The 18,626-nt window shown below is 72.0% G+C and carries 19 protein-coding genes and 1 riboswitch; of the genes, 10 read left to right on the forward strand and 9 right to left on the reverse strand.

The genetic code is table 11. The annotated features are described in order from the left end of the window. The first annotated feature begins 322 nt into the window (after positions 1-322). From ACZ6Y7_RS14395 to ACZ6Y7_RS14415, 5 genes are all read left to right on the forward strand, one after another. Positions 323-1,744: an HD-GYP domain-containing protein gene (locus tag ACZ6Y7_RS14395; RefSeq protein ID WP_465758210.1), complete on the forward strand. Its 1,422-nt coding sequence runs from the start codon at positions 323-325 to the stop codon at positions 1,742-1,744. Between the two features lie 86 nt (positions 1,745-1,830). Next, on the forward strand, positions 1,831-3,108 hold the full coding sequence (locus tag ACZ6Y7_RS14400; protein WP_465758211.1) for an HD-GYP domain-containing protein: 1,278 nt from the start codon (positions 1,831-1,833) through the stop codon (positions 3,106-3,108). A gap of 376 nt (positions 3,109-3,484) precedes the next feature. Then, positions 3,485-4,477, forward strand: a complete 993-nt coding sequence (locus tag ACZ6Y7_RS14405; protein WP_465758212.1) for a tetratricopeptide repeat protein — start codon at positions 3,485-3,487, stop codon at positions 4,475-4,477. 42 nt (positions 4,478-4,519) lie between these two features. Then, a complete protein-coding gene (def, locus tag ACZ6Y7_RS14410; RefSeq protein ID WP_465758213.1) occupies positions 4,520-5,173 on the forward strand; it encodes a peptide deformylase in 654 nt (217 codons plus the stop codon). Positions 5,174-5,378: 205 nt separating this feature from the next. Continuing rightward, positions 5,379-5,858, forward strand: a complete 480-nt coding sequence (locus tag ACZ6Y7_RS14415) for a flavodoxin family protein (RefSeq protein WP_465758214.1) — start codon at positions 5,379-5,381, stop codon at positions 5,856-5,858. Between the two features lie 176 nt (positions 5,859-6,034). Here ACZ6Y7_RS14415 and ACZ6Y7_RS14420 read toward each other — a convergent pair whose 3' ends face one another. The 6 genes from ACZ6Y7_RS14420 to ACZ6Y7_RS14445 all read right to left on the reverse strand — a co-directional run bounded on the left by ACZ6Y7_RS14420 (position 6,035) and on the right by ACZ6Y7_RS14445 (position 8,864). After that, positions 6,035-6,283 carry a hypothetical protein gene (locus tag ACZ6Y7_RS14420; RefSeq protein ID WP_465758215.1) on the reverse strand — a complete coding sequence of 83 codons (249 nt, stop codon included), beginning with the start codon at positions 6,281-6,283 and terminating at the stop codon, positions 6,035-6,037. 194 nt (positions 6,284-6,477) lie between these two features. Then, positions 6,478-7,308: a helix-turn-helix domain-containing protein gene (locus ACZ6Y7_RS14425; protein ID WP_465758216.1), complete on the reverse strand. Its 831-nt coding sequence runs from the start codon at positions 7,306-7,308 to the stop codon at positions 6,478-6,480. Next, entirely contained in the window at positions 7,305-7,826 is a 522-nt protein-coding gene (locus tag ACZ6Y7_RS14430) for a DUF6879 family protein (RefSeq protein WP_465758217.1), read from the reverse strand. The genes ACZ6Y7_RS14425 and ACZ6Y7_RS14430 overlap by 4 nt, the downstream gene beginning before the upstream one ends. Continuing rightward, positions 7,810-8,013 (reverse strand): hypothetical protein, encoded by a 204-nt coding sequence (locus tag ACZ6Y7_RS14435; RefSeq protein WP_465758218.1) that lies wholly within the window; start codon positions 8,011-8,013, stop codon positions 7,810-7,812. Before ACZ6Y7_RS14435 ends, ACZ6Y7_RS14430 begins: the two co-directional genes overlap by 17 nt. A 147-nt stretch (positions 8,014-8,160) precedes the next feature. Next, positions 8,161-8,400: a hypothetical protein gene (locus ACZ6Y7_RS14440; RefSeq protein ID WP_465758219.1), complete on the reverse strand. Its 240-nt coding sequence runs from the start codon at positions 8,398-8,400 to the stop codon at positions 8,161-8,163. Between the two features lie 29 nt (positions 8,401-8,429). Beyond that, positions 8,430-8,864 carry an ATP-binding protein gene (locus tag ACZ6Y7_RS14445; RefSeq protein WP_465758220.1) on the reverse strand — a complete coding sequence of 145 codons (435 nt, stop codon included), beginning with the start codon at positions 8,862-8,864 and terminating at the stop codon, positions 8,430-8,432. A gap of 234 nt (positions 8,865-9,098) precedes the next feature. Between ACZ6Y7_RS14445 and ACZ6Y7_RS14450 the strand changes: the two genes are divergently transcribed. Continuing rightward, on the forward strand, positions 9,099-9,953 hold the full coding sequence (locus tag ACZ6Y7_RS14450; protein ID WP_465758221.1) for a helix-turn-helix domain-containing protein: 855 nt from the start codon (positions 9,099-9,101) through the stop codon (positions 9,951-9,953). 29 nt (positions 9,954-9,982) lie between these two features. Continuing rightward, positions 9,983-10,192: a DUF397 domain-containing protein gene (locus ACZ6Y7_RS14455; protein WP_465758222.1), complete on the forward strand. Its 210-nt coding sequence runs from the start codon at positions 9,983-9,985 to the stop codon at positions 10,190-10,192. Positions 10,193-10,244: 52 nt separating this feature from the next. On the opposite strand, the gene ACZ6Y7_RS14460 is transcribed toward ACZ6Y7_RS14455, so the two are convergent. The 3 genes from ACZ6Y7_RS14460 to ACZ6Y7_RS14470 all read right to left on the reverse strand — a co-directional run bounded on the left by ACZ6Y7_RS14460 (position 10,245) and on the right by ACZ6Y7_RS14470 (position 14,222). Continuing rightward, entirely contained in the window at positions 10,245-10,721 is a 477-nt protein-coding gene (locus tag ACZ6Y7_RS14460; protein ID WP_465758223.1) for a hypothetical protein, read from the reverse strand. 82 nt (positions 10,722-10,803) lie between these two features. Next, positions 10,804-11,799 carry a ribonucleotide-diphosphate reductase subunit beta gene (locus ACZ6Y7_RS14465; RefSeq protein ID WP_465758388.1) on the reverse strand — a complete coding sequence of 332 codons (996 nt, stop codon included), beginning with the start codon at positions 11,797-11,799 and terminating at the stop codon, positions 10,804-10,806. A gap of 23 nt (positions 11,800-11,822) precedes the next feature. Then, positions 11,823-14,222 (reverse strand): ribonucleoside-diphosphate reductase subunit alpha, encoded by a 2,400-nt coding sequence (locus tag ACZ6Y7_RS14470; protein ID WP_465758389.1) that lies wholly within the window; start codon positions 14,220-14,222, stop codon positions 11,823-11,825. A gap of 191 nt (positions 14,223-14,413) precedes the next feature. Then, a riboswitch (cobalamin riboswitch) is annotated at positions 14,414-14,545 on the reverse strand. 472 nt (positions 14,546-15,017) lie between these two features. Here ACZ6Y7_RS14470 and ACZ6Y7_RS14475 point away from each other — a divergent pair. The 3 genes from ACZ6Y7_RS14475 to ACZ6Y7_RS14485 all read left to right on the forward strand — a co-directional run bounded on the left by ACZ6Y7_RS14475 (position 15,018) and on the right by ACZ6Y7_RS14485 (position 18,624). Next, positions 15,018-15,986, forward strand: coding sequence for a hypothetical protein (locus ACZ6Y7_RS14475; RefSeq protein WP_465758224.1), 969 nt, complete (start codon positions 15,018-15,020; stop codon positions 15,984-15,986). 139 nt (positions 15,987-16,125) lie between these two features. After that, positions 16,126-17,580 (forward strand): glycoside hydrolase family 26 protein, encoded by a 1,455-nt coding sequence (locus tag ACZ6Y7_RS14480; protein ID WP_465758225.1) that lies wholly within the window; start codon positions 16,126-16,128, stop codon positions 17,578-17,580. Between the two features lie 186 nt (positions 17,581-17,766). Continuing rightward, positions 17,767-18,624: a hypothetical protein gene (locus ACZ6Y7_RS14485; RefSeq protein ID WP_465758226.1), complete on the forward strand. Its 858-nt coding sequence runs from the start codon at positions 17,767-17,769 to the stop codon at positions 18,622-18,624. Positions 18,625-18,626: the final 2 nt, after the last annotated feature.

The following is an 18,626-nucleotide window of genomic DNA, read 5'->3' on the forward strand; positions in this document are numbered from 1 at the left end:
GCCTAGGGCGGGCCGGGCGGTTCGGGCGGTTCGCGCAAGGAGTTCAGCGGCCCCGGGAGCGTGCGCTCCCGGGGCCGCTCCCGTTCTGCTCGCATGCGCCGTCACTCGTTCGAGTGAGTTGGCGGTGCGCCAACTGCGCCATTGCGCGATCATGCGTCCCCGCGCCCGGACGGCGGCCTATCCTCCTGACGGACGCTCACCGTCGGGTCCCCGGCGCGCTGAGGCAACACGGGCCCGGACGGCGGGGGAGGTCGAGATCGCTACCGACAGTGGAGGCGCGACCCTGCCGCCGGGTGCCGCGCGCTACCTGGTCGCCGTCCCGATGGCGGCGCTGTGCTGCCTGGTGCCGCTGCTGCCCGCCGCGGCCACCCCCGGGGTGCCGCGCTGGCTCGGAGCCCCGGTCGACTGGCCCAAGGTCGGACTGCTGGCCTTCCTGCACGGCTGCTGGGAGTCGCTGGCCCAGGGCCTGCCGACGCCCTGCCTGGTGCTGGTGCGCCGACTGCTGCGCCGGCCGCCGCCCTCCGAACGAGTGCCCTCCCGGCCAGGCGTGAACGCCTTCTTCCCGGTGCTGTTCGCCGGGGTGCTGATGCTCCCACCGTCCGCCGCCGCCCTGGTCGCCGCGCCCGCCGCGGTGCTCGGCGGGCCGAGCGGGCCCGGCTGCCGCCGGCGCCAGCTGTTCAACGGCGCCCAGCTCGCGCTGTGCGCCTTCGCCTCCTCCGTCGTCTTCCACCTGCTGAGCGGCCCGCAGCTGCTGCTGGGCTCCCGCTTCCCCGCCGCGCTGCTGCCCGGCTTCGCCTCCGTCGGCGCGTTCTGCCTGGTCAACGGGGTGGTGGTGGGCGTCATGGTGATGCTCAGCGAGGGCCGCGGGGCCGGGGTGCTGCTGCGCGGGGCCTGCTCGGTGTGCGGGCTTCCGGTGCTGGTGCACGCGGCCGGCGGGCTGATGGTCGCGGTGCTCTGGCAGGGCCCGTACGGCGCGTTCGCGGCACTGCTGGCGCTGCTGCCGCTGTCCATCTCCGCCTGGGTCTTCGCCCAGGGGCAGCGCGAGCGGGACGCCCACCAGGCCACCGTGCAGTCGCTGGTGCAGGCGGTGGAGATCAAGGACTCCTACACCCGCGGCCACAGCGAACGGGTCGGCCGGGCCTCGGTGCTGATCGCCACTCAGCTCGGCATGGAGGCCGAGCGGCTGCAGAGCCTGCGCTTCGCCGGGATCCTGCACGACGTCGGCAAGCTCGGGGTGGCCACCGAGCTGCTGCGCAGAAACGGTCCCCTCACCGAGGCGGAGCGCCGGGCCGTGGAGATCCACCCGGTGTACGGGTACGAACTGGTGCGCGGGATCGACTTCCTCGGCGAAGCACAGGCCGGGATCCTGCACCACCACGAGCGGATGGACGGCCGCGGCTACCCGAGCGGGCTGGCCGGCGAGCAGATCCCCGAGTTCGCCCGGATCATCTCCGTCGCCGACGCCTTCGACTCGATGACCTCCACCCGCTCCTACCGGCGCGGACGCCCGGTCTCCGAGGCCGTGGCCGAGCTGGAGCGCTGCTCGGGCAGCCAGTTCGACCCGGCCATGGTGCGGGCGCTGATCGAGGCGCTGGCGGTGCACGACTGGCAGCCGGTGGTGCACTCCGAGGACTGCGTGCGGGCCGTCCCGGACATCCCGCTCGGGGTGCCGGAACCGGCTCGGGCGGCGCCCGGCCGGGTGCCCGTCCAGGGCGGGAGGCTCCCCTGGGCCGGGAAGCCGTGACGGCGCCGGGGCGCGCGGCCCTCGACGGCACGGCCCCTGTCCGCACCGGCCCCGGCGGGGCGGCCTGCGGGCCCACCGCGCGCGCGATGCACGCGGCGGCCGCGGCGCTGCTGGCGCTCGCGCTGGGCGCGGTCGCGCTGCGCGGGGTCGCCGAGCCCAAGGTCGCGCTGGCGTTCACCGTGCTGATCGCGCTCGGTGAGTGCGTCCGGATCACCCTTCCGGGGGATCGCGAACAGGCGCCCATCGGCGCGGCCGGCGCGCTGGCGTACGCCCTGCTCGGGCCGCTGCGCGGAGTGCCGACCGCGCACGGGACGCTGCAGGTGGTCGCGGTCACCGGGATCGGCCTGCTGCTGGCCTGGCTGCCCGGGCTCGCCCGGCCGCACCGCCCCGAGCGGGCCCACCGCCGCCCGCCCTGGGCCGACCCGGCCCGCCGGGACAGCGCCGCCCGCCGGCTGCTCGCCGGCGGCTTCGCCGCCGCCGTCTTCCAGCCGCTCTACAACGGCGGCCTGGTCGACCGCTTCTCGCCCGAGGGCCCTGCGTACGGGGCGTTCCTGACCGCCGTCGCCGCGCTGGCCGCGCTGTGCGACGCGACGCTGGCGGCCCTGCTGCGGCGATCGGCGGGCGGCTCGCGGTTCCCCGCGGCGCTGGAGGACGAACTGCGCTCGCTGTTCGGCATCGGCTCGGCGATCGTCGCGACCGGGATGCTGGTCAGCCTCGCGGCCGGCGAGGTCGGGCTCTGGGCGCTGCCGCTGTTCTGCACCCCGCTGCTGCTCGCCCAGGTGTCCTTCCGGCGGGCGGCCGCGGTGCGGGCCACCACCGGGCAGACCATCGCCAGCCTCGCCCGGGCCACCGAGGTCGCCGGTTACACCCCGCACGGACACGCGCGCCGGGTCGCGGACACGGCGTGCGCGCTGGGGCGCGAGCTGGGCCTGGGCACCCGGGAACTCGCCCTGCTGGAGTACGCCGCGCTGATGCACGACGTCGGCCAGCTGTCCCTGGTCGAACCGGTGCCGGACGGCGCCACCGCGGTGCTGCCCTGCGCCGAGCAGCAGCGGATCGCCCGGCTCGGCAGCGAGGTGATCAGCCGTACCGGGGTGCCCCGGCAGGTCGCCGAGCAGGTCGCCCGACTGGCCGATCCCTGCGCCGGGCCGGCCGTCGGCGAGGGACCGGTGCCGCTCGCGGCCCGGATCATCCGGGTCGCCAACGCCCACGACGACCTGCTCACCGTGGCCCGCGGCCGGGGCGTGGGCGAGGCGGTCGGGCGGCTGGAGGCGCTGGAGGTGATCCGGCTGGGGCGCGGCCGGGTCTACGACGCCCGGGTGGTGGACGCCCTGGCCAGGGTCGGCGGGCAGACCCGGGCCTGAGGGGCGGGGGCGGGCCGGGCCCGCGGGGAGGAGTTCTGGGGCCGGGGGGCCTGGGGCTGGGGGTCCTGCGGTTGGGGTCCGGCGGCGAGCGCTGGAGTCCTGCTCCGGACGGGGCCGAGCCCGCTTTGAGGGCCGGGTAGGGGTCCTGGCGGGGGGGCCTCCGCGGCGCCAGGGGTTGAGAGGGCTGGATTCGCCGGGCAGGCTGGGGAGGGGCGGGCCCCAACCTCGGCGGTGGGGAGCGCGGGCAGGGGCGGGCGTGGTTGGATGCGGTCGTAGCGTGGAACACCGACCCGGAGCACCGGGCCCCGCTCTCCGTCGGAGGCGTTACGGGCACCGTGGCACGGGACTTGAGCGGACGACGACGGCAGGGACGAACGTGAGGATCTTCCACCGGGCACGGCACCGGCCGTCCGCCACCTGGCGGCAGACGACCGACCGGGCCTTCACGCTGATCGGCGACGGCCGCTACGAGGACGCCGGCGCCCTGCTGGTGATGGCCGCCGACCTGGAGCCCTGGCTCTCCGACTCCTGGTTCAACCTCGCCCTGCTGCACAAGTTCCGCCGGGACTGGGAGCAGGCCCGTTCGGCCGGTCTGCGGGCCGTCGCCCTGCTGGACCGCGAACACGGCGCCCCCGACTGGTGGAACCTCGGCATCACCGCCACCGCCCTGCAGGACTGGCCGCTGGCCCGCCGCGCGTGGCAGGCGTACGGGCTGAAGCTGCCCGGCGGCCCCGGCGGGCAGCCCGACGGCCCGGTCAGCCTCGACCTCGGCACCACCCCCGTGCGGCTCTCCCCGGACGGCGAGTCCGAGGTGGTCTGGGGCCGCCGGCTGGACCCGGCCCGGATCGAGGTGCTCTCCATCCCCCTGCCCTCCTCCGGCCGCCGCTGGGGCGAGGTGGTGCTGCACGACGGCGCCCCGCACGGCGAGCGGGTCACCGACGGCGTCGCCTACCCCGTGTTCGACGAGATCGAGCTGTGGGCCCCCTCGCCGGTGCCGACCTACGTGGTGCTGCTGCAGGCGTCCACGGCCGGGGACCGGGACGCGCTGGAACGGCTGGTCGCCGACGCCGGCTACGCGGCCGAGGACTGGACCTCCTCGGTCCGGCTGCTCTGCCGCGCCTGCTCGGAGAGCCGGATGGCCTCCGACGACGGCGTCGTCGCCCACCACGACCCGCACGACGACGGCGACGCCGCCCACCCCGGCCACCTCAGCCACCTCAGCCAGGGCGGCGCGGCGGGGATGTCCTGGCTGGTCGAGCGCGAGTGCGGGATCGCCGCCCCCGCCCACCTGGTGCGCGTCCTGCTGGACCGCTGGGTCGCGGCGTCCCCCGGAACCCGGGCTTACCGGGATCTCGAAGAAGTCTGCTGAGTACCCTGGTGAGGTACGTGTAGACCTATGGAAGCGGAAGACATGGCGGAGCAGGCCGAGCAGCACGATCACTCGCACGAGCACGAGCACGACGTGGAGGGGGCGGCGCCCGAGGCCCCCTCGAAGGTGATCGGCGAGGAGCCCGACCTCACCAAGGGCACCGCCCGTCCGATCACCGTGGTCGGCAACCCCGTCCTGCACCGCGAGGTCAAGGACGTCACCGCCTTCGACGACGAGCTGTCCGCGCTGATCGACGACATGTTCCAGTCGATGTACGCCGCCGAGGGCGTCGGCCTCGCCGCCAACCAGATCGGCGTGGACCTGAAGGTCTTCGTCTACGACTGCCCGGACGACGAGGGCGTTCGCCACATCGGCCACGTGATCAACCCCAAGCTGGAAGAGTACCCGGCCGACCGCCGCCGCGTCCTCGACGACGGCAACGAGGGCTGCCTGTCCGTCCCCACCGCGTACGCCGAGCTGCCCCGCCCGGACTACGCCGCGGTGACCGGCGTCGACAAGGACGGCAAGCCGATCCGGGTCGAGGGCACCGGCTTCTTCGCCCGCTGCCTGCAGCACGAGACCGACCACCTGTACGGCACCCTCTACATCGACAAGCTGTCGAAGCGGGACCGCAAGGACGCCCTGCGGCAGATGGCCGAGGGCACGCCGAAGTACGCGACCGTGCCGAACGCGTAACGGCGGGAAGGCCGTTGGGGCCACCGTCGGGCCGAAGGCCGCTGCCGGAACGAAGGTAGCCGTCGGAACGAAGGCAGCTGTCGGAACGAAGGCCGGTACGGAGCGCTCCGTACCGGCCTTCGGCGTTCCCGGCCCCGGCCATGTCACGTTCTGCCGGTCCGCCCGGTCCATTCCCCAGGAGTGACCGAGCGGAAGGAGAACCGGCATGAAGGCCGTCATCGTGTGCGCGTCCGTGTCCCACGGCAACACCAGGAGGGTCGCCGAGGTCATCGGCCGGGTGCTGTCGGCGCCGGTGGTCGAGCCCGAACAGCTCGACCCGGCCGGGCTGGCCGACTACGACCTGGTGGGGTTCGGCTCGGGGATCTTCACGGGCCGGTTCCACCCCCGGCTGCGCGCGTTCGTCGGGGCGGTACCGGAGGGGCAGCCGGGCCGGGCGTTCGTGTTCGCCACCAGCGGGCTGCCGGAGCTGCCGGTCCGGCCCTTCACCCGCCCCCTGGCGCGGCAGCTCGAAGGCAAGGGCTTCGAGGTGGCCGGCACCTTCTCCTGCCGCGGCTTCGACACCTGGCTCCCCTTCAGGCTCGTCGGCGGCCTCAACAAGGCCCGGCCCCACGGCGGGGACCTGGCGGCGGCCCGGGCGTTCGCCGAGGGGCTGAGGCCTGCGGGCCCCGGTGGCGGCGAAGACTGAGACAGGGAGGCCGACGCGGAGGGTGAGCGGGCTCCTCGGGCTCCCGCCCGGCGTTCGCGCGCCGGGCGGGAGTTCGGCGGGTCGACGGGGACGTCCGGCCTGGTGGGGACGTCGTGCCGGGGCGTACGGAACGGCGCCGCGCCTTCGGGGACTTGGGCGGAGGCGTGAGGGTGGAGTCAGCTCCAGAGGCTGATACGGGTCGTGAGCTGGTCGACGGGAACTCGGCGGGGAGGGGCGTCCGGCTCGAACAGCGGCCGCACCAGGGCCCGGCCGTCCTCGGCACCGACGATCTCGACCAGCCGCCCGGTGGTGAGGTCCTTTCGGACCGGGTTGTTGTTGACCCGCTCCATGAGTTCCGCATGCGTACGGCGCCGCTTCGGCGCCGGGCTCGTCTCGCTCGACTGGGCGGAATTCGTGGCGCACATGGCGACTCCCGGGATTCTGGGGATGGTTCAGGGGAGCCACCAAGCTACGAGAGGCCCGGCGTGATCCCTACGCGCTTTCCTGTTCCCGCAAGAACTCGTCCGGGCTGCCGTTGTGGCGCAGGAAGTCGGACCGGCCGACTTCCTGCGCTCGGGTACCGGCGAGCCCTTCAGGAGTGGGGACTGGGGATCGCGTCTCAGCGGCTGCCGTCCTGCTCGGCCAGGAACTCGTCCCGGATGTCTTCGAGCATGCGTCGCATGGCGTCACCCGTCAAAGCCGTGAGCTCGAACCGGCTGAACCGAGCCAGGTAGAGCTCCACATCCTTCGGCTCGCTGGTGGTGATTTCCGCATGGGGGATCTCCACGATCACCATGCGGCTGTCGTAGACGACGAACGATGAGGACGGCGCCTCAGCCATGGGGGCCGTGAGTGGCACGATGCCGATCGACACATTGGGGAGGCGGGAGAGCGAGATGAGCCGGTCCAGCTGAACGGCCATTTCGGGTGGGGAGACGAGGCGCCAGCGCAGCACCGATTCGGTGATCAGGTAGCGAAAGGACTTGGCGGTCTCGAAGAGGACGGCTTGGCGTTGGAGCCGGGCGCCGATGGTCCGCGACAGCGTCTCCTCTGTCAGACCCTTCGAGCTGAGGATGGCCCGGACGTATTCCGGTGTCTGGCACAGGCCAGGGACACAGGATGGTTGGAAGACCCGTTGGACGGCAGTCTCGGCCTCCACGGCTCGAATGGCGTCCTGATGAAGATGGAACCCGCTGCGGCGGTAGAAGCGCCACGCCGTGGCCTCGGTAGCTTCCCGACGTGCCGTCTCGACCAGACCGGCCCTGATTTCAACCGACACCCCGATAGCGGTGAGGATGCGGTCCACGTCCATTGCCGTCGGGGCGATCTTCCCCGTCTCGATGCGGCTCAGCTTGGACGGAGACATGGCGGCGCCGCGGGCGACTGCTTTGGCCTCTTTTCCGCTGGCCTTTCGCAGTTCCCGCAGCGTGCTGCCGATGCGTCCTTTCACGTCCTGTTGTGTCGCCCCCACCAGTCCATGAACGGCTCAGCATGGTCCAGGGCCGTGTCTCGCCAGTGAACCCACTTGTGCACGTCGGGCTCTTCCTCCGCACCGAGGAACGCGCCCTCGTCGTCGTAGGTCATGGAGACGGTCCTGGACTCATCGAACATCCAGAAATCGGGAACGCCGTCGAGAGGGTTCGGGTTCTCCGTGATGTCGAGGATGAAGAACTCCTCGCCAGCGGTGGCGTTCGTCCGGTAACCCCAACCCATCTCGAACTGGAGATACGGCGTCAGCGGTCGGGTCAGGATGTGAACCCGGTACATTCGTCGGCCGGCGTCGGTGTTCCGCCGGACCTTCTCCAGCCATGCGGCGTTGTAGTCGGCCGGCTGAGCCTCCCCGGCCAAGAAGGCCTGATAGGCGTCGACGTTGCCGGACTTGCTGTAGTCGTCCAGCGTCTCCAGCCGGAACGCTTCCCGCCGGAAGTCGTCGAAGAGGGCGCCGAAGGCGTCAGGAGAGATGGCCACGGGCTACCCTCACCAGGAGATCGATCGGAATACGTACGGCAGTCTCGGTGTCCGGCAACCGCATCGTGGCCAGGGCTTCCGGGTCGTCCACCCGGAAGCCCTGGACGACCAGTTCCCCGGTGTCAGTGGCGTAGATCGTCGGGCACGGCCCGTTGTCGCAGGAGCTGTCGAGTTCGGTCAGCTTCATGGCTGCTTCCTCCCCGTGGCTTCTCGCTCGATGTTCCCGACTGCCGGGGACCCGGGTCAAGAATTCGATCTTTCGAGAACGAGAAATCGGTCTGGTGGGTGATGGCCGCCCCGGCCCGGCGCGAATGCCGGGCCGGGGCGGGGGAGTTCAGAGGGTGTGGGTGGTGATGGTGAGGGGGTGGGCGGTCCAGCGGGGCGTTTCGCCGAGGTAGAGGGTGGTGCTCCAGCTGCCGCTGCGGGTGAGGCGGTTGGCGACGGCGGCTCCGCCGCTCGGCCCGATGCAGAGGCGGATGAAGTCCCGGTGGGCCTCGCGGACCGGCAGGTCCCGCACCCGCTCCCACAGGACCGGCAGCGCATGGTCGAGTGTGGGGAAGAGAGCGGGCCTCATGATGCCGGTGATCCCCGCCCGGACGACGCTCACGCGACGGCCTGACACGGCACGGAGATGTGGCACCAGACGAACTTCCCGATGCCGCCGGCGCGCGGGCAGCAGCCCCAGCTCTCGGCCAACTCGTGGACGAGGAGCAGGCCCCGGCCCGTCTCCGCGGTGGCGGACGCGTCGCGGAGCGCGGGCTTCTCGCTGTCGGCGTCGTGCACCTCGATGCGGAGGGTGGCGTCCGGGGCGAGGTGGAAGCGGACGAAGATCAGGCGTCCGCGCGGGGCCCGGGCGTGCTGGACGGCGTTGGTCACCAGCTCGCTGACCAGCAACTCGCCGGTGGGGAGGAGGAGTTTGCCGGAGGGGTGGGGGAGGAGGAAGCCTCGCAGCTCCTGGCGGGCGGCGCGGGGGGACTTGCGGTGCCGGGGCAGCCAGCAGGTCTGCTCGGCGGGGGCGGGGGAGTCGGTTTCAGGCATGGCGGGGCCACCTCTGGAGTGTGCGGGTGACAGCGGCTGAAGAAGGCATGGGAATGCCCGGGTGATGAGCCCGCCATGATCACTTTGTGTCGTGAAGCGGACTACGTTGAGTAGCATGCACCTGTGGCGTTGCGGACTGCAAGCGAAACGAATGCAACGATGCAGAATGGGTCCTGGCTGGATTGACGCAACGTCACCATGCACACTGGGCAACGTCAGGGAGAGGATCCACGCATGGCTGAAGAACCGAGGCCGACCGTCCGGGCTCGCCGACTTGGCTCGGAGCTTCGTCGTCTCCGTGAAGCCGTGAACAAGGGCACGGACGACGCGGCGAAGGCCCTTGCCTGCTCCCGGGCGAAGATCAGCCGCATAGAGACCGGAGTCTCCGGTGTTCGCCGACTGGACCTCGGGATCCTGCTGGACCTGTACGGCGTGGTGGGGAAAGAGCGCGCCGCACTTGAGGAGTTGTCCAGGGAGAGCAAGAAGCGCGGGTGGTGGCACGACTACGGTGACACGATTCCGTCGGCCTATGTGGATGTGCTCGGGCTCGAAGACGACGCCCGGTACATCCGCATGTGGCAGACCATGGTCGTGCCGGGCTTGTTGCAGACGGAGCGGTATGCCCGGGCGCTGCTCGAAGCCAATCCGGCGGCTGTGCGACCGGAGCGCATCGATCAGCTGGTCGAAATCCGGATGGAGCGGAAGGAAGTCCTGGCGAAGCAGGATCCTGCCCGCTTCTGGGCGATCATCTGGGAACCAGCGCTCAGGTGCCCGGTGGGAGGGGCCGAGGTTCACGGTGAGCAGCTGGCGCACCTGACGGAGATGGCGCGGCTCCCCAATGTCACCCTGCAAGTGGTGCCACTGGGCGTTGGTGCCACCGCCGGTGCCTGCGGGGCTTTCGTGATGTACGGCTTCTCTGACTCGCCCACTCCGGGAGCGGTGTTCCTGGAGACGCTGACAAGCAGCCATTACCTGGAGCAGCAGGGCGAACTGGATGGCTATGGGTTGGTCTTCGAGTACCTGCGGTCAGCGGCTCTGAACCCCAAGGAGTCGCTGGATATGATCGCGGCCATCGCGGCGGAGACGTGACGACGAGATCGGACAAGAGGTGTGAGCGCATGACCGTGCCGGAGATCGCCGTTCGGGGTTGGTACAAGAGCAGCTACAGCGCCCAGGCGAACGAGTGTGTGGAGGCCCGCCGGCTCGTAGCGGGCGGAATGGCGGTCCGAGACTCCAAGGACTCCACCGGACCGGCTCTGCTCTTTCCGGCTGACGCCTGGTCCTCCTTCCTCGCCGGGGTCAAGTCCGGCGAGTTTCCGACCGATTGAGGTACCAGGGTGCCCCGCACGGGCTGTGGCCGGGCGGGGCACCCCTGGTCGATCAACTGAAGTTGTCGAACCAGAAGAAAACGGTCCTCAGAACCGCGCCCGGGGCGCCGGCGCCGAAGCCGACCACCATGGCCTGGCCGACCGCCACATCCGTCGGGTCGATGCCCTGGGACCAGGTGATCCTCGCGTCGAGGCCGGGGATGGTGCAGCCGGGGGAGTAGGAGCGGAACGTGCCGCGCGCATGGGCGATGAGGACCCCGTTGCGGCGCAGTTCGGCGTGGCGCAGGCTGGTGGGCCTTAGCTCGTAGCTCCGGTCGCCGACGACGGCGGTCCGGGTGCGGTTGCGGGCCCGGCTCAGCGGCACGTTCTGGCCGTGGACGTTCATCGCGCCGTGCTCGCGGTCGGGCACCACCGTGACGGTGGGCATCCCCGGCCCCTGGATCCGCGCCACGACGGCCGGCCGGCGGTCGTGGCTGAGCTGTATCGGCCCGAAGGGGCCGTCGATCACGCGCTGTTGGAGCTTGGGCATGCCTGGGCTACTCCTGAACACCGGGTATCGAACAGCGGAGCCGCCATGACGGCGGCTCCGCTGTTCGCTGAACGATCGTGCTTTAGAAGTCGTCGTCGAAGGAGACCGAACCCTCGACCGCGACCTGGTACGCCGACACGCGCCGCTCGAAGAAGTTGGTCAGCTCCTGGACGTTCTGCAGCTCCATGAAGCCGAACGGGTTCGTCGAGCCGTACCGGATCGGCAGGCCGAGCCGCGCCAGGCGCTGGTCCGCCACGGCCTCCAGGTACTGGCGCATCGACTCGGTGTTCATGCCGGCCAGGCCGTCACCACACAGGTCCTTGGCGAACTGGAGCTCGGCCTCGACGGCCTCCTCCAGCATCTCCGTCACCTGCTTGGCCATCTCGTCGTCGAAGAGGTCGGGCTCCTCCTCGCGGACGGTGTCCACCACCGACATCGCGAAGTCCATGTGCATGGACTCGTCGCGGAACACCCAGTTGGTGCCGGTCGCCAGGCCGTGCAGCAGCCCCCGGCTCCGGAACCAGTACACGTACGCGAACGCGCCGTAGAAGAACAGGCCCTCGACGCAGGCCGCGAAGCAGATCAGGTTGAGCAGGAACGCCCGCCTGTCCTCCTTCGTCTGCAGCGAGTCGATGTGGTCGACCGCGTTCATGTACTTGAAGCAGAACTTCGCCTTCTGCGCGATGGAGGGGATGTTCTCCACCGCGGCGAAGGCCGCCGCGCGGTCCTCCGGGTCCGGGAGGTAGGTGTCCAGCAGCGTCAGGTAGAACTGGACGTGCACCGCCTCCTCGAACAGCTGGCGCGACAGGTACAGCCGCGCCTCCGGGGAGTTGATGTGCTTGTACAGGCTCAGCACCACGTTGTTGGCGACGATCGAGTCACCGGTCGCGAAGAACGCGACCAGCCGGCCGATCAGGTGGCGCTCGCCCTCGCTGAGCTTCGCCAGGTCGGCGACGTCGGAGTGCAGGTCCACCTCCTCGACGGTCCAGGTGTTCTTGATCGCGTCGCGGTACCGGTCGTAGAACGACGGGTAGCGCATCGGGCGCAGGGTCAGCTCGAAGCCGGGGTCGAGCAGCATCTTGCGGTCTTCGTTCGGGGTGCTCACTGGCAGGCCTCGCAGGACTCGGGGTTCTCCAGGGAGCAGGCGATGGCGTCCTGTTCGGCCTGGGTCATGGTGGGGGCGGGAACCGGCACGGCGGTGCGGGCGGCGCCGGAGGCGGCCTGGGCGATCCGGGTGGCCGGGCGCGAGCGCAGGTAGTAGGTGGTCTTCAGACCGACCTTCCACGCGTAGGCGTACATCGAGCTGAGCTTGCCGATGGTCGGCGCCGCCATGAACAGGTTCAGCGACTGGCTCTGGTCCAGGTACGGCATGCGGGCCGCGGCCAGGTCGATCAGCGCGCGCTGCGGCAGCTCCCACGCGGTGCGGTAGAGCGAACGGACCTCGGCGGGCAGCCAGGTGAACTCCTGCACGGAGCCGTTGGCGTCGCGCAGGGCGTCCCGGGTCTGCTGGTCCCAGACGCCGAGCTCCTTGAGCTCGCGCACCAGGTACGGGTTGACCTGCAGGAACTCACCGCTCAGCGTCTCGCGCTTGAACAGGTTGGACACCTGCGGCTCGATGCACTCGTACACGCCGGCGATGGACGCGATAGTCGCGGTCGGCGCGATCGCGAGCAGCAGCGAGTTGCGCAGGCCGGTCTCGGCGATCCGGGCGCGCAGCGCCGTCCAGCGGTCGGCCCACTGCGGGGCGGCCGTCGGGAAGTGGTCGATGTGCAGCTCGCCGCGGGCGGCGCGGGTCTCGCCGTACGCCTCGTGGCGGCCGAGCTGCTCGGCCAGGTCGGCGGAGCGCTCGTACGCGGTGAGCATGATGCGCTCGGCGATGAGGGTGGAGAGGGTCTTCGCCTCGGCGGAGTCGAAGTCGATCCGCAGCTTGAAGAAGACGTCCTGCAGGCCCATCACGCCGAGGCCGACCGGGCGCCAGCGGGAGTTGGAGGTGCCGGCCTCGGTGGTCGGGTAGAAGTTGATGTCCACCACGCGGTCGAGGAAGGTGACGGCGGTGCGCACGGTGGCGTCCAGCCGCTCCCAGTCCATGGCGCCGAGCAGGTCGTCGGCGGTGGCGCCGGGGGCCACGTGGGCGCCCAGGTTGACCGAGCCGAGGTTGCAGACGGCGGTCTCGGAGTCGTCCGTGACCTCCAGGATCTCCGTGCACAGGTTGGAGGAGTGCACCGTGCGGCCCGGCAGCGCGGTCTGGTTGGCGGCGCGGTTGGAGGCGTCCTTGAAGGTCATCCAGCCGTTGCCGGTCTGCGCCAGGGTGCGCATCATGCGGGCGTACAGGGTCTGCGCCGGGATGGTGCGGACGGCCTTGCCGGCCTGCTCGGCCTTGCGGTACGCCTCGTCGAAGTCGGCGCCCCACAGGTCGACCAGCTCGGGCACGTCGGCCGGGGAGAACAGCGACCAGTCCGCGTTGGCGTTGACCCGGCGCATGAACTCGTCCGGGATCCAGTGCGCCAGGTTGAGGTTGTGGGTGCGGCGGGCCTCTTCGCCGGTGTTGTCGCGGAGCTCCAGGAACTCCTCGATGTCGGCGTGCCAGGTCTCCAGGTAGACGCAGGCCGCGCCCTTGCGCCGGCCGCCCTGGTTGACGGCCGCGACCGAGGAGTCCAGGGTGCGCAGGAACGGCACGATGCCGTTGGACTTGCCGTTGGTGCCGCGGATCAGGCTGCCGCGCGAGCGGATGCGCGAGTAGGACAGGCCGATGCCGCCGGCGTGCTTGGACAGCCGGGCGATCTGCGCGTAGCGGTTGTAGATCGAGTCCAGGTTGTCCAGCGGGGAGTCGAGCAGGTAGCAGCTCGACATCTGCGGGTGCCGGGTGCCGGAGTTGAAGAGCGTCGGCGAGGAGGTCAGGTACTCCAGCCGGCTCATCAGGCCGTACAGCTCGGCGACCTCGCGCACGGACTGCTCGGTGTCGCCGACCGCCAGGCCACAGGCGACGCGGAGCAGGAAGTGCTGCGGGGTCTCGACCACCTTGCGGGTGATCGGGTGGCGCAGCAGGTAGCGCGACTGCACGGTGCGCAGGCCGAAGTACTCGAAGCGGTCGTCGCCCTCGACGTCGATCAGGGCGTCCAGCGCGGCGGCGTGCTTGGCGACGAAGTCCGCCGTGGTGTCGCCGATCAGGCCCTCGGCGTGGCCGACGGCGATCGAGGCGGAGAAGGACGTGGCGCCCTGGCTGTTCGCCTCGTCGACGATCTCCAGGGCGAGCAGGCGGGCGGCCAGCTTCGAGTACTGGGGGTCCTCGGCGATCATCGACGCGGCGGCGTCCACGGCCAGCCCGCGCAGCTCGGCGAAGTCCGAGCCGGCGTGGCGGCCGCGCAGCGCGGCGGCGGCGACATGGCCGGGGTCGACCTCGGTGAGGTCGGCGCTGCGGTCGGTGAGCAGCCGCAGCAGGGCGCCGCCGGGGTCGGAGACCGTCGGGTCGGTGAAGGCGGTACCGGAGCCCTGGGCGGGCAGCGTGGCTGAGGCAGCGGTGGTCAAGGCGCTCTCTCCTGGCGGCGATCGGCGGCGGTGATCGGGGTCACCGGGCCGATCGGGGCAGGGGAGCACGGCACGAACGCAGACGGCGTCGCGCGACGGTGTCTCCCCGGCCCGCCCGCGAGGCCCGGAGGGGTACTGCTGGTGCTGGCGCGGCCTCTGCGGGAGGGCCGTGGCGCAGGCCGCCGGCAGGTCATCGGACTCGCGGGGACGGCTGCTCCAGCCGCCCGCACACCGCTGCGGGGCAGTCCCGGATTCCCACCGGGTTCCCCTGCATCGACAGCAGGAGTGAGCATACATGTAGTGGTGCCTCCCTGATGCGGCACCACATGTAGTGCGGCGCGGTGTGTCGGACCGATGACCGGCGGTACCGTGCGGGCGGCGCGGCGCGGGGCTTCCGGCTGCCTCGGACGCCCGCCGCGGGACGCCGGATCCCGGCGCTCGGGCGGTCCGGTTCCGAGCCGCGGAACCCCCGGATCCCGGCCGCGGGCGGTCCGGATCCGCGCCTCGGGAGTCCTGGTTTCGATACGGAACGGTCACCGGGCGATCGGTGGTCGGGATGATGCCCTACGATCTGGGCGCATGAGCGACGGAACTGGCGTACCTGGGCACGGGCCGCAGGGGACGCCTCCCGCCGGGCCGGGGGGCGCACAGAATCAGCAGCCGGCGGTGCCGGGACCGGTGCCGCCGCCGAGCGGTGGGTTCGGGCCGCCGCCGGCTTCGTACGGGCCGGTCGTGCCGTCCCCGCAGCCGCTTTCCCAGCCCGTCCCACCGTTGACCCAGCCCCAGCAGCCGGGCGCGCAGCCGCAGCCGGTCCCCTCGCCAGTGGCGCAGCCGGTGGCGCCGCAGCCGCAGCCGGTGCCCCAGCCGGTTCAGCCGATGGCGCCGCAGGCGCAGTGGCAGCAGCAGCCGCCCCAGCAGCCCCTGCCGCCGCAGCGCGTCGAGCCGGACTGGGCGGCGCTGGCGGACCGCAACGAGGCCGACGCCAAGCGCAAGCGCCGGATGAAGGTGATCGGCATCGCGATCGCGGTCGTCGTGGTCGGCGGCCTGGCCGCGGGCGGCGCGCTGCTCCTCGGCAAGAAGGACGACACCGGGAAGACCGCCGGTCCGGTGGCCACGGCGTCCGGCTCCGACAAGCCCACCCCCGGCCCGTCCAGCGCGAGCGGGAGCCCGGGCAGCCAGCCGGACGACCCGTCGAAGCCGATCTGGGAGGCCGCCACCGACCCGGCGCCGCAGGACGCGGGGGCGCTGTTCTCCGCGCTGCAGGTGACGATCAACGGTGCGACCTGGAACCGGACCGTGGTCGCGTTGGACCAGCCCTGCTGGGACGGGAACTCCACCACCGGCGGGCTCGGCAAGGTCCTCGGCGACCAGGGCTGCCAGAAGGTGCTCCGGGCGACGTACGTCTCGGGGGACAGCGCGGTGACCGTCGGTGTCGCCGTCTTCGACCACAAGATCCAGGCCGAGACCGCGATGAAGAACTACGCCGGCCAGCTCAAGGGCCTCCCCGCGCCCGGCGCCCCGGCGTTCTGCGCCAACCCGGGCTGTACCGGAACGCACAACAGCCTGGGCCGGTACGCCTACTTCACGGTCGAGGGCCCGGTGAAGGGCGGCAACGCCCCCGACGCCACCGCGACGGCGGCGGCCTCCGGATTCGCCGAGCACGTGAAGGGCCAGCTGCTCCAGCGCGCCAAGGCCGCGGGCTCGGCGACGCCCGGTTCGCAGGGCACCCCGGTCGGCTGACCTGCCGGGACACCCCGGCCCGGTGGATTCGCCTGCCGAGGCCGGGGATGTGGCAGGCTCTTGTGTCGGAGTCATTCGTACGCGTGTTCCGGTTGCGTCCGTGGGGATCGGTGCCGGCGAGCAACCGGAGGAGCGGTCCGTGGCCCTGCCCAGTGCCCTGCGCGGCAAGCCCGCCGTCCTCGCCGCGGCCGGGATCGTCGTCCTCGCGGGCACCCTCGTGCTGCTGGGCCGCGACGACCGGACCGACGCGGGGGAGCCCGTGCGGCTGCCGGTGTCGATCGGTCTGCCGGGACGCACCCTGCCGCCCGGCGTCGGCCGGGACCTCCTCGCCCGGGACCCGCAGGCCACTCCGAACGCCCGGGCCGTCCAGCAGTTCCTCGCCGACCTGGAGAGCCAGGCCCGTACCGGGCAGAGCGGCGGGACGGTGATCGGCCAGCACATCGAGGCGCACAACGAGCGGAACAACCCCGAGTACGGCGACTACCGCGGCACCAAGCAGGTCGGCTACTACTACAAGAAGGCCGCCGACATCACCGGCAGGCTCCCCGGCTTCGTCGAGACCGACCTCGGCCCCGGCTACGGCCAGAACGCGTGGGGCGTGGGCAACCCGCGCTCCTACTCGGCCGGCCGCTGGCCCAGCTGCCGGGCCGGCTGGCAGTACACCGACGACGCCGTCGACCTGATGACCGCCGTCTGGTCCGGTCACCCGCGGGCCGACGACGGGACCTACGACAGCTCCGGGGTGCAGCAGAACTGCGACGGCAGCAGCACCGACCTGCCGGACAACGGGGGCGCTCCGGCCGGGATCGTCGGCATGTCCTTCCACCAGCCCTACCCCGGATCGGACGTCAAGTCCTTCGACCGGGTGCTCTGTTCGAACTCCCCGGCGGCCAAGGACCCCGGCTGGTTCGGGCGGGTCGTGGACGCCGCGCACGACACCGCCGAGTACCGCGCGCTGATCAACGACCTGTCGTACCTGGCCGACCACCTGGAGTACCTGGCCGCCCACGACGTGCCGGTGCTGCTGCGCCCGTACCACGAGATGAACGTCCAGGACTGCTCGCGCAGGTTCTGGTGGGCGGGTCAGAAGCCGGCCGAGTACCAGGCGCTGTGGAAGATCACCTACAACTACCTGGTGGAGACCAGGGGGCTGCACAACCTGCTGTTCGCCTGGACGCCGGTCTCCTGGGACGGCGCCCCCGGCGTGGACCCCTGGGACTACTACCCGGGCGCGCAGTACGTCGACGTGGTCGGGGTGGACGACTACAGCGGCAGCCCCGCGCACCCGATCGGGACCGGCGAGGTGTGGACGAAGCGCTACTACGACGGGCTCGCCGCCTACGGCAAGCCGCGGATGCTCGCCGAGTCCTTCGCCGTGCCGGTCAACGCCCGTCAGCCGGACACGCTCCAGCGCACGCCCTGGACGATCTGGACGGTCTGGGGCCAGTCGCTCACCGCGGCCAACCTCGCCGCGGACCAGCCGCGCAACTCGAGCGCGGACGTCAAGGCGACCTACCACAGCCCGCTGGCGATCACCGGCGGCTCCGGGCCGTTCGGTGCGAGCGTCGACTGGGGCGGTCTGCACGTCCGCTGAGCCCCCGGGCGTGTCCGCGGGCCCTCGACCGACGGGAGCGGACCGAGCCGGACGATCCTCCGGTGCCCGCCGGGATCCCTCGAACAGGCTGGATTCCGGGTCCGTTGGGCCGTGTGGCATCCTGTGGCGGCGTGACCGAGGGCTGGCGAACGGTCGGGAGAAGGTCCGAAGGGGCGGGGGTAGGGGATGGCACAGACGCGTCCGATGCGCGGGGCGGGTGGCCTTGCGGTCGGCTGGGGTGTGGTGCTGCTCGCTTGGGCGGCGTACAACTGCTTCGGCCAGGTCGGCTTCGCCACCTACCTCAAGGGCATCCTCTACTACGGCGGATCCTCCGTGGACGCCGAGACCGGCAGCCTCAACTACGGCCTGCTGTACGTCGTTTCGGGGCTCCTGCTGCTGCGCGGGCGCACCTGGGCGCTCGGGGTGGCGGCGGGCGTCGCGCTGGTCGAGGGCTACAACCGGGTGCGCAGCCTGACCGGTGCGCTGCTGGACAAGCCGCAGCGGGAGTGGTTCACCGGTACGACCGAGGGCCAGCTCAAGCTCGCGACCTTCGCGCTCGGGGTGGTCATCACCGCGACGCTGATCCTGCTGCTGGCCCGGTCGAAGTGGCAGGAGCGGCGGGAGGGGGCGGCCGGGGCGCCGGGCGGTGAGGAGTACTGGCCGATCCGGCAGGGCGCCCCGTCCGCGCCGGCGTTCGCCCAGCCCGCGCAGTCGCAGCCGGGGTGGCCGCAGCAGCCGCCGGCGCAGCCCGCGTGGCAGCAGCCGATGCCGCCTCAGGCGGTTCAACCCCAGCCCCAGCCCCAGCCCGCCGCCTGGCCGCCCGCGCAGCCGCAGTCGGTGCCCCCGCAACCCCAGCCGCCGGTGCAGTACGGGCAGCAGCCCACCCAGCCGGCCCCGTACCCGCCGACCCTGGCCCAGCAGCAGTGGCCCGCCGCCCCGCCGGCCGCGCCCGCCCCGCCGGCCGCGCCCGGCCCGCCGGTCCCCGGCCCGGTGGTGCCGCCGCCGGCCGACCGCCCGCCCGCGGACCGTCCGCCGCAGGGCTGACC

It is taken from the genome of Kitasatospora sp. NPDC053308, from assembly GCF_055585785.1.

Excerpts from the sequence above, each read along its gene's own strand:
- ACZ6Y7_RS14395 (WP_465758210.1), top strand. The coding sequence starts at position 323 with ATGGCGGCGCTGTGCTGCCTGGTGCCGCTGCTGCCCGCCGCGGCCACC.
- ACZ6Y7_RS14400 (WP_465758211.1), top strand. The coding sequence starts at position 1,831 with ATGCACGCGGCGGCCGCGGCGCTGCTGGCGCTCGCGCTGGGCGCGGTC.
- def (WP_465758213.1), top strand. The coding sequence starts at position 4,520 with ATGGCGGAGCAGGCCGAGCAGCACGATCACTCGCACGAGCACGAGCAC.
- ACZ6Y7_RS14415 (WP_465758214.1), top strand. The coding sequence starts at position 5,379 with ATGAAGGCCGTCATCGTGTGCGCGTCCGTGTCCCACGGCAACACCAGG.
- ACZ6Y7_RS14420 (WP_465758215.1), bottom strand. The coding sequence starts at position 6,283 with ATGTGCGCCACGAATTCCGCCCAGTCGAGCGAGACGAGCCCGGCGCCG.
- ACZ6Y7_RS14435 (WP_465758218.1), bottom strand. The coding sequence starts at position 8,013 with ATGAAGCTGACCGAACTCGACAGCTCCTGCGACAACGGGCCGTGCCCG.
- ACZ6Y7_RS14440 (WP_465758219.1), bottom strand. The coding sequence starts at position 8,400 with ATGAGGCCCGCTCTCTTCCCCACACTCGACCATGCGCTGCCGGTCCTG.
- ACZ6Y7_RS14445 (WP_465758220.1), bottom strand. The coding sequence starts at position 8,864 with ATGCCTGAAACCGACTCCCCCGCCCCCGCCGAGCAGACCTGCTGGCTG.
- ACZ6Y7_RS14450 (WP_465758221.1), top strand. The coding sequence starts at position 9,099 with ATGGCTGAAGAACCGAGGCCGACCGTCCGGGCTCGCCGACTTGGCTCG.
- ACZ6Y7_RS14455 (WP_465758222.1), top strand. The coding sequence starts at position 9,983 with ATGACCGTGCCGGAGATCGCCGTTCGGGGTTGGTACAAGAGCAGCTAC.
- ACZ6Y7_RS14460 (WP_465758223.1), bottom strand. The coding sequence starts at position 10,721 with ATGCCCAAGCTCCAACAGCGCGTGATCGACGGCCCCTTCGGGCCGATA.
- ACZ6Y7_RS14465 (WP_465758388.1), bottom strand. The coding sequence starts at position 11,799 with ATGCTGCTCGACCCCGGCTTCGAGCTGACCCTGCGCCCGATGCGCTAC.
- ACZ6Y7_RS14485 (WP_465758226.1), top strand. The coding sequence starts at position 17,767 with ATGGCACAGACGCGTCCGATGCGCGGGGCGGGTGGCCTTGCGGTCGGC.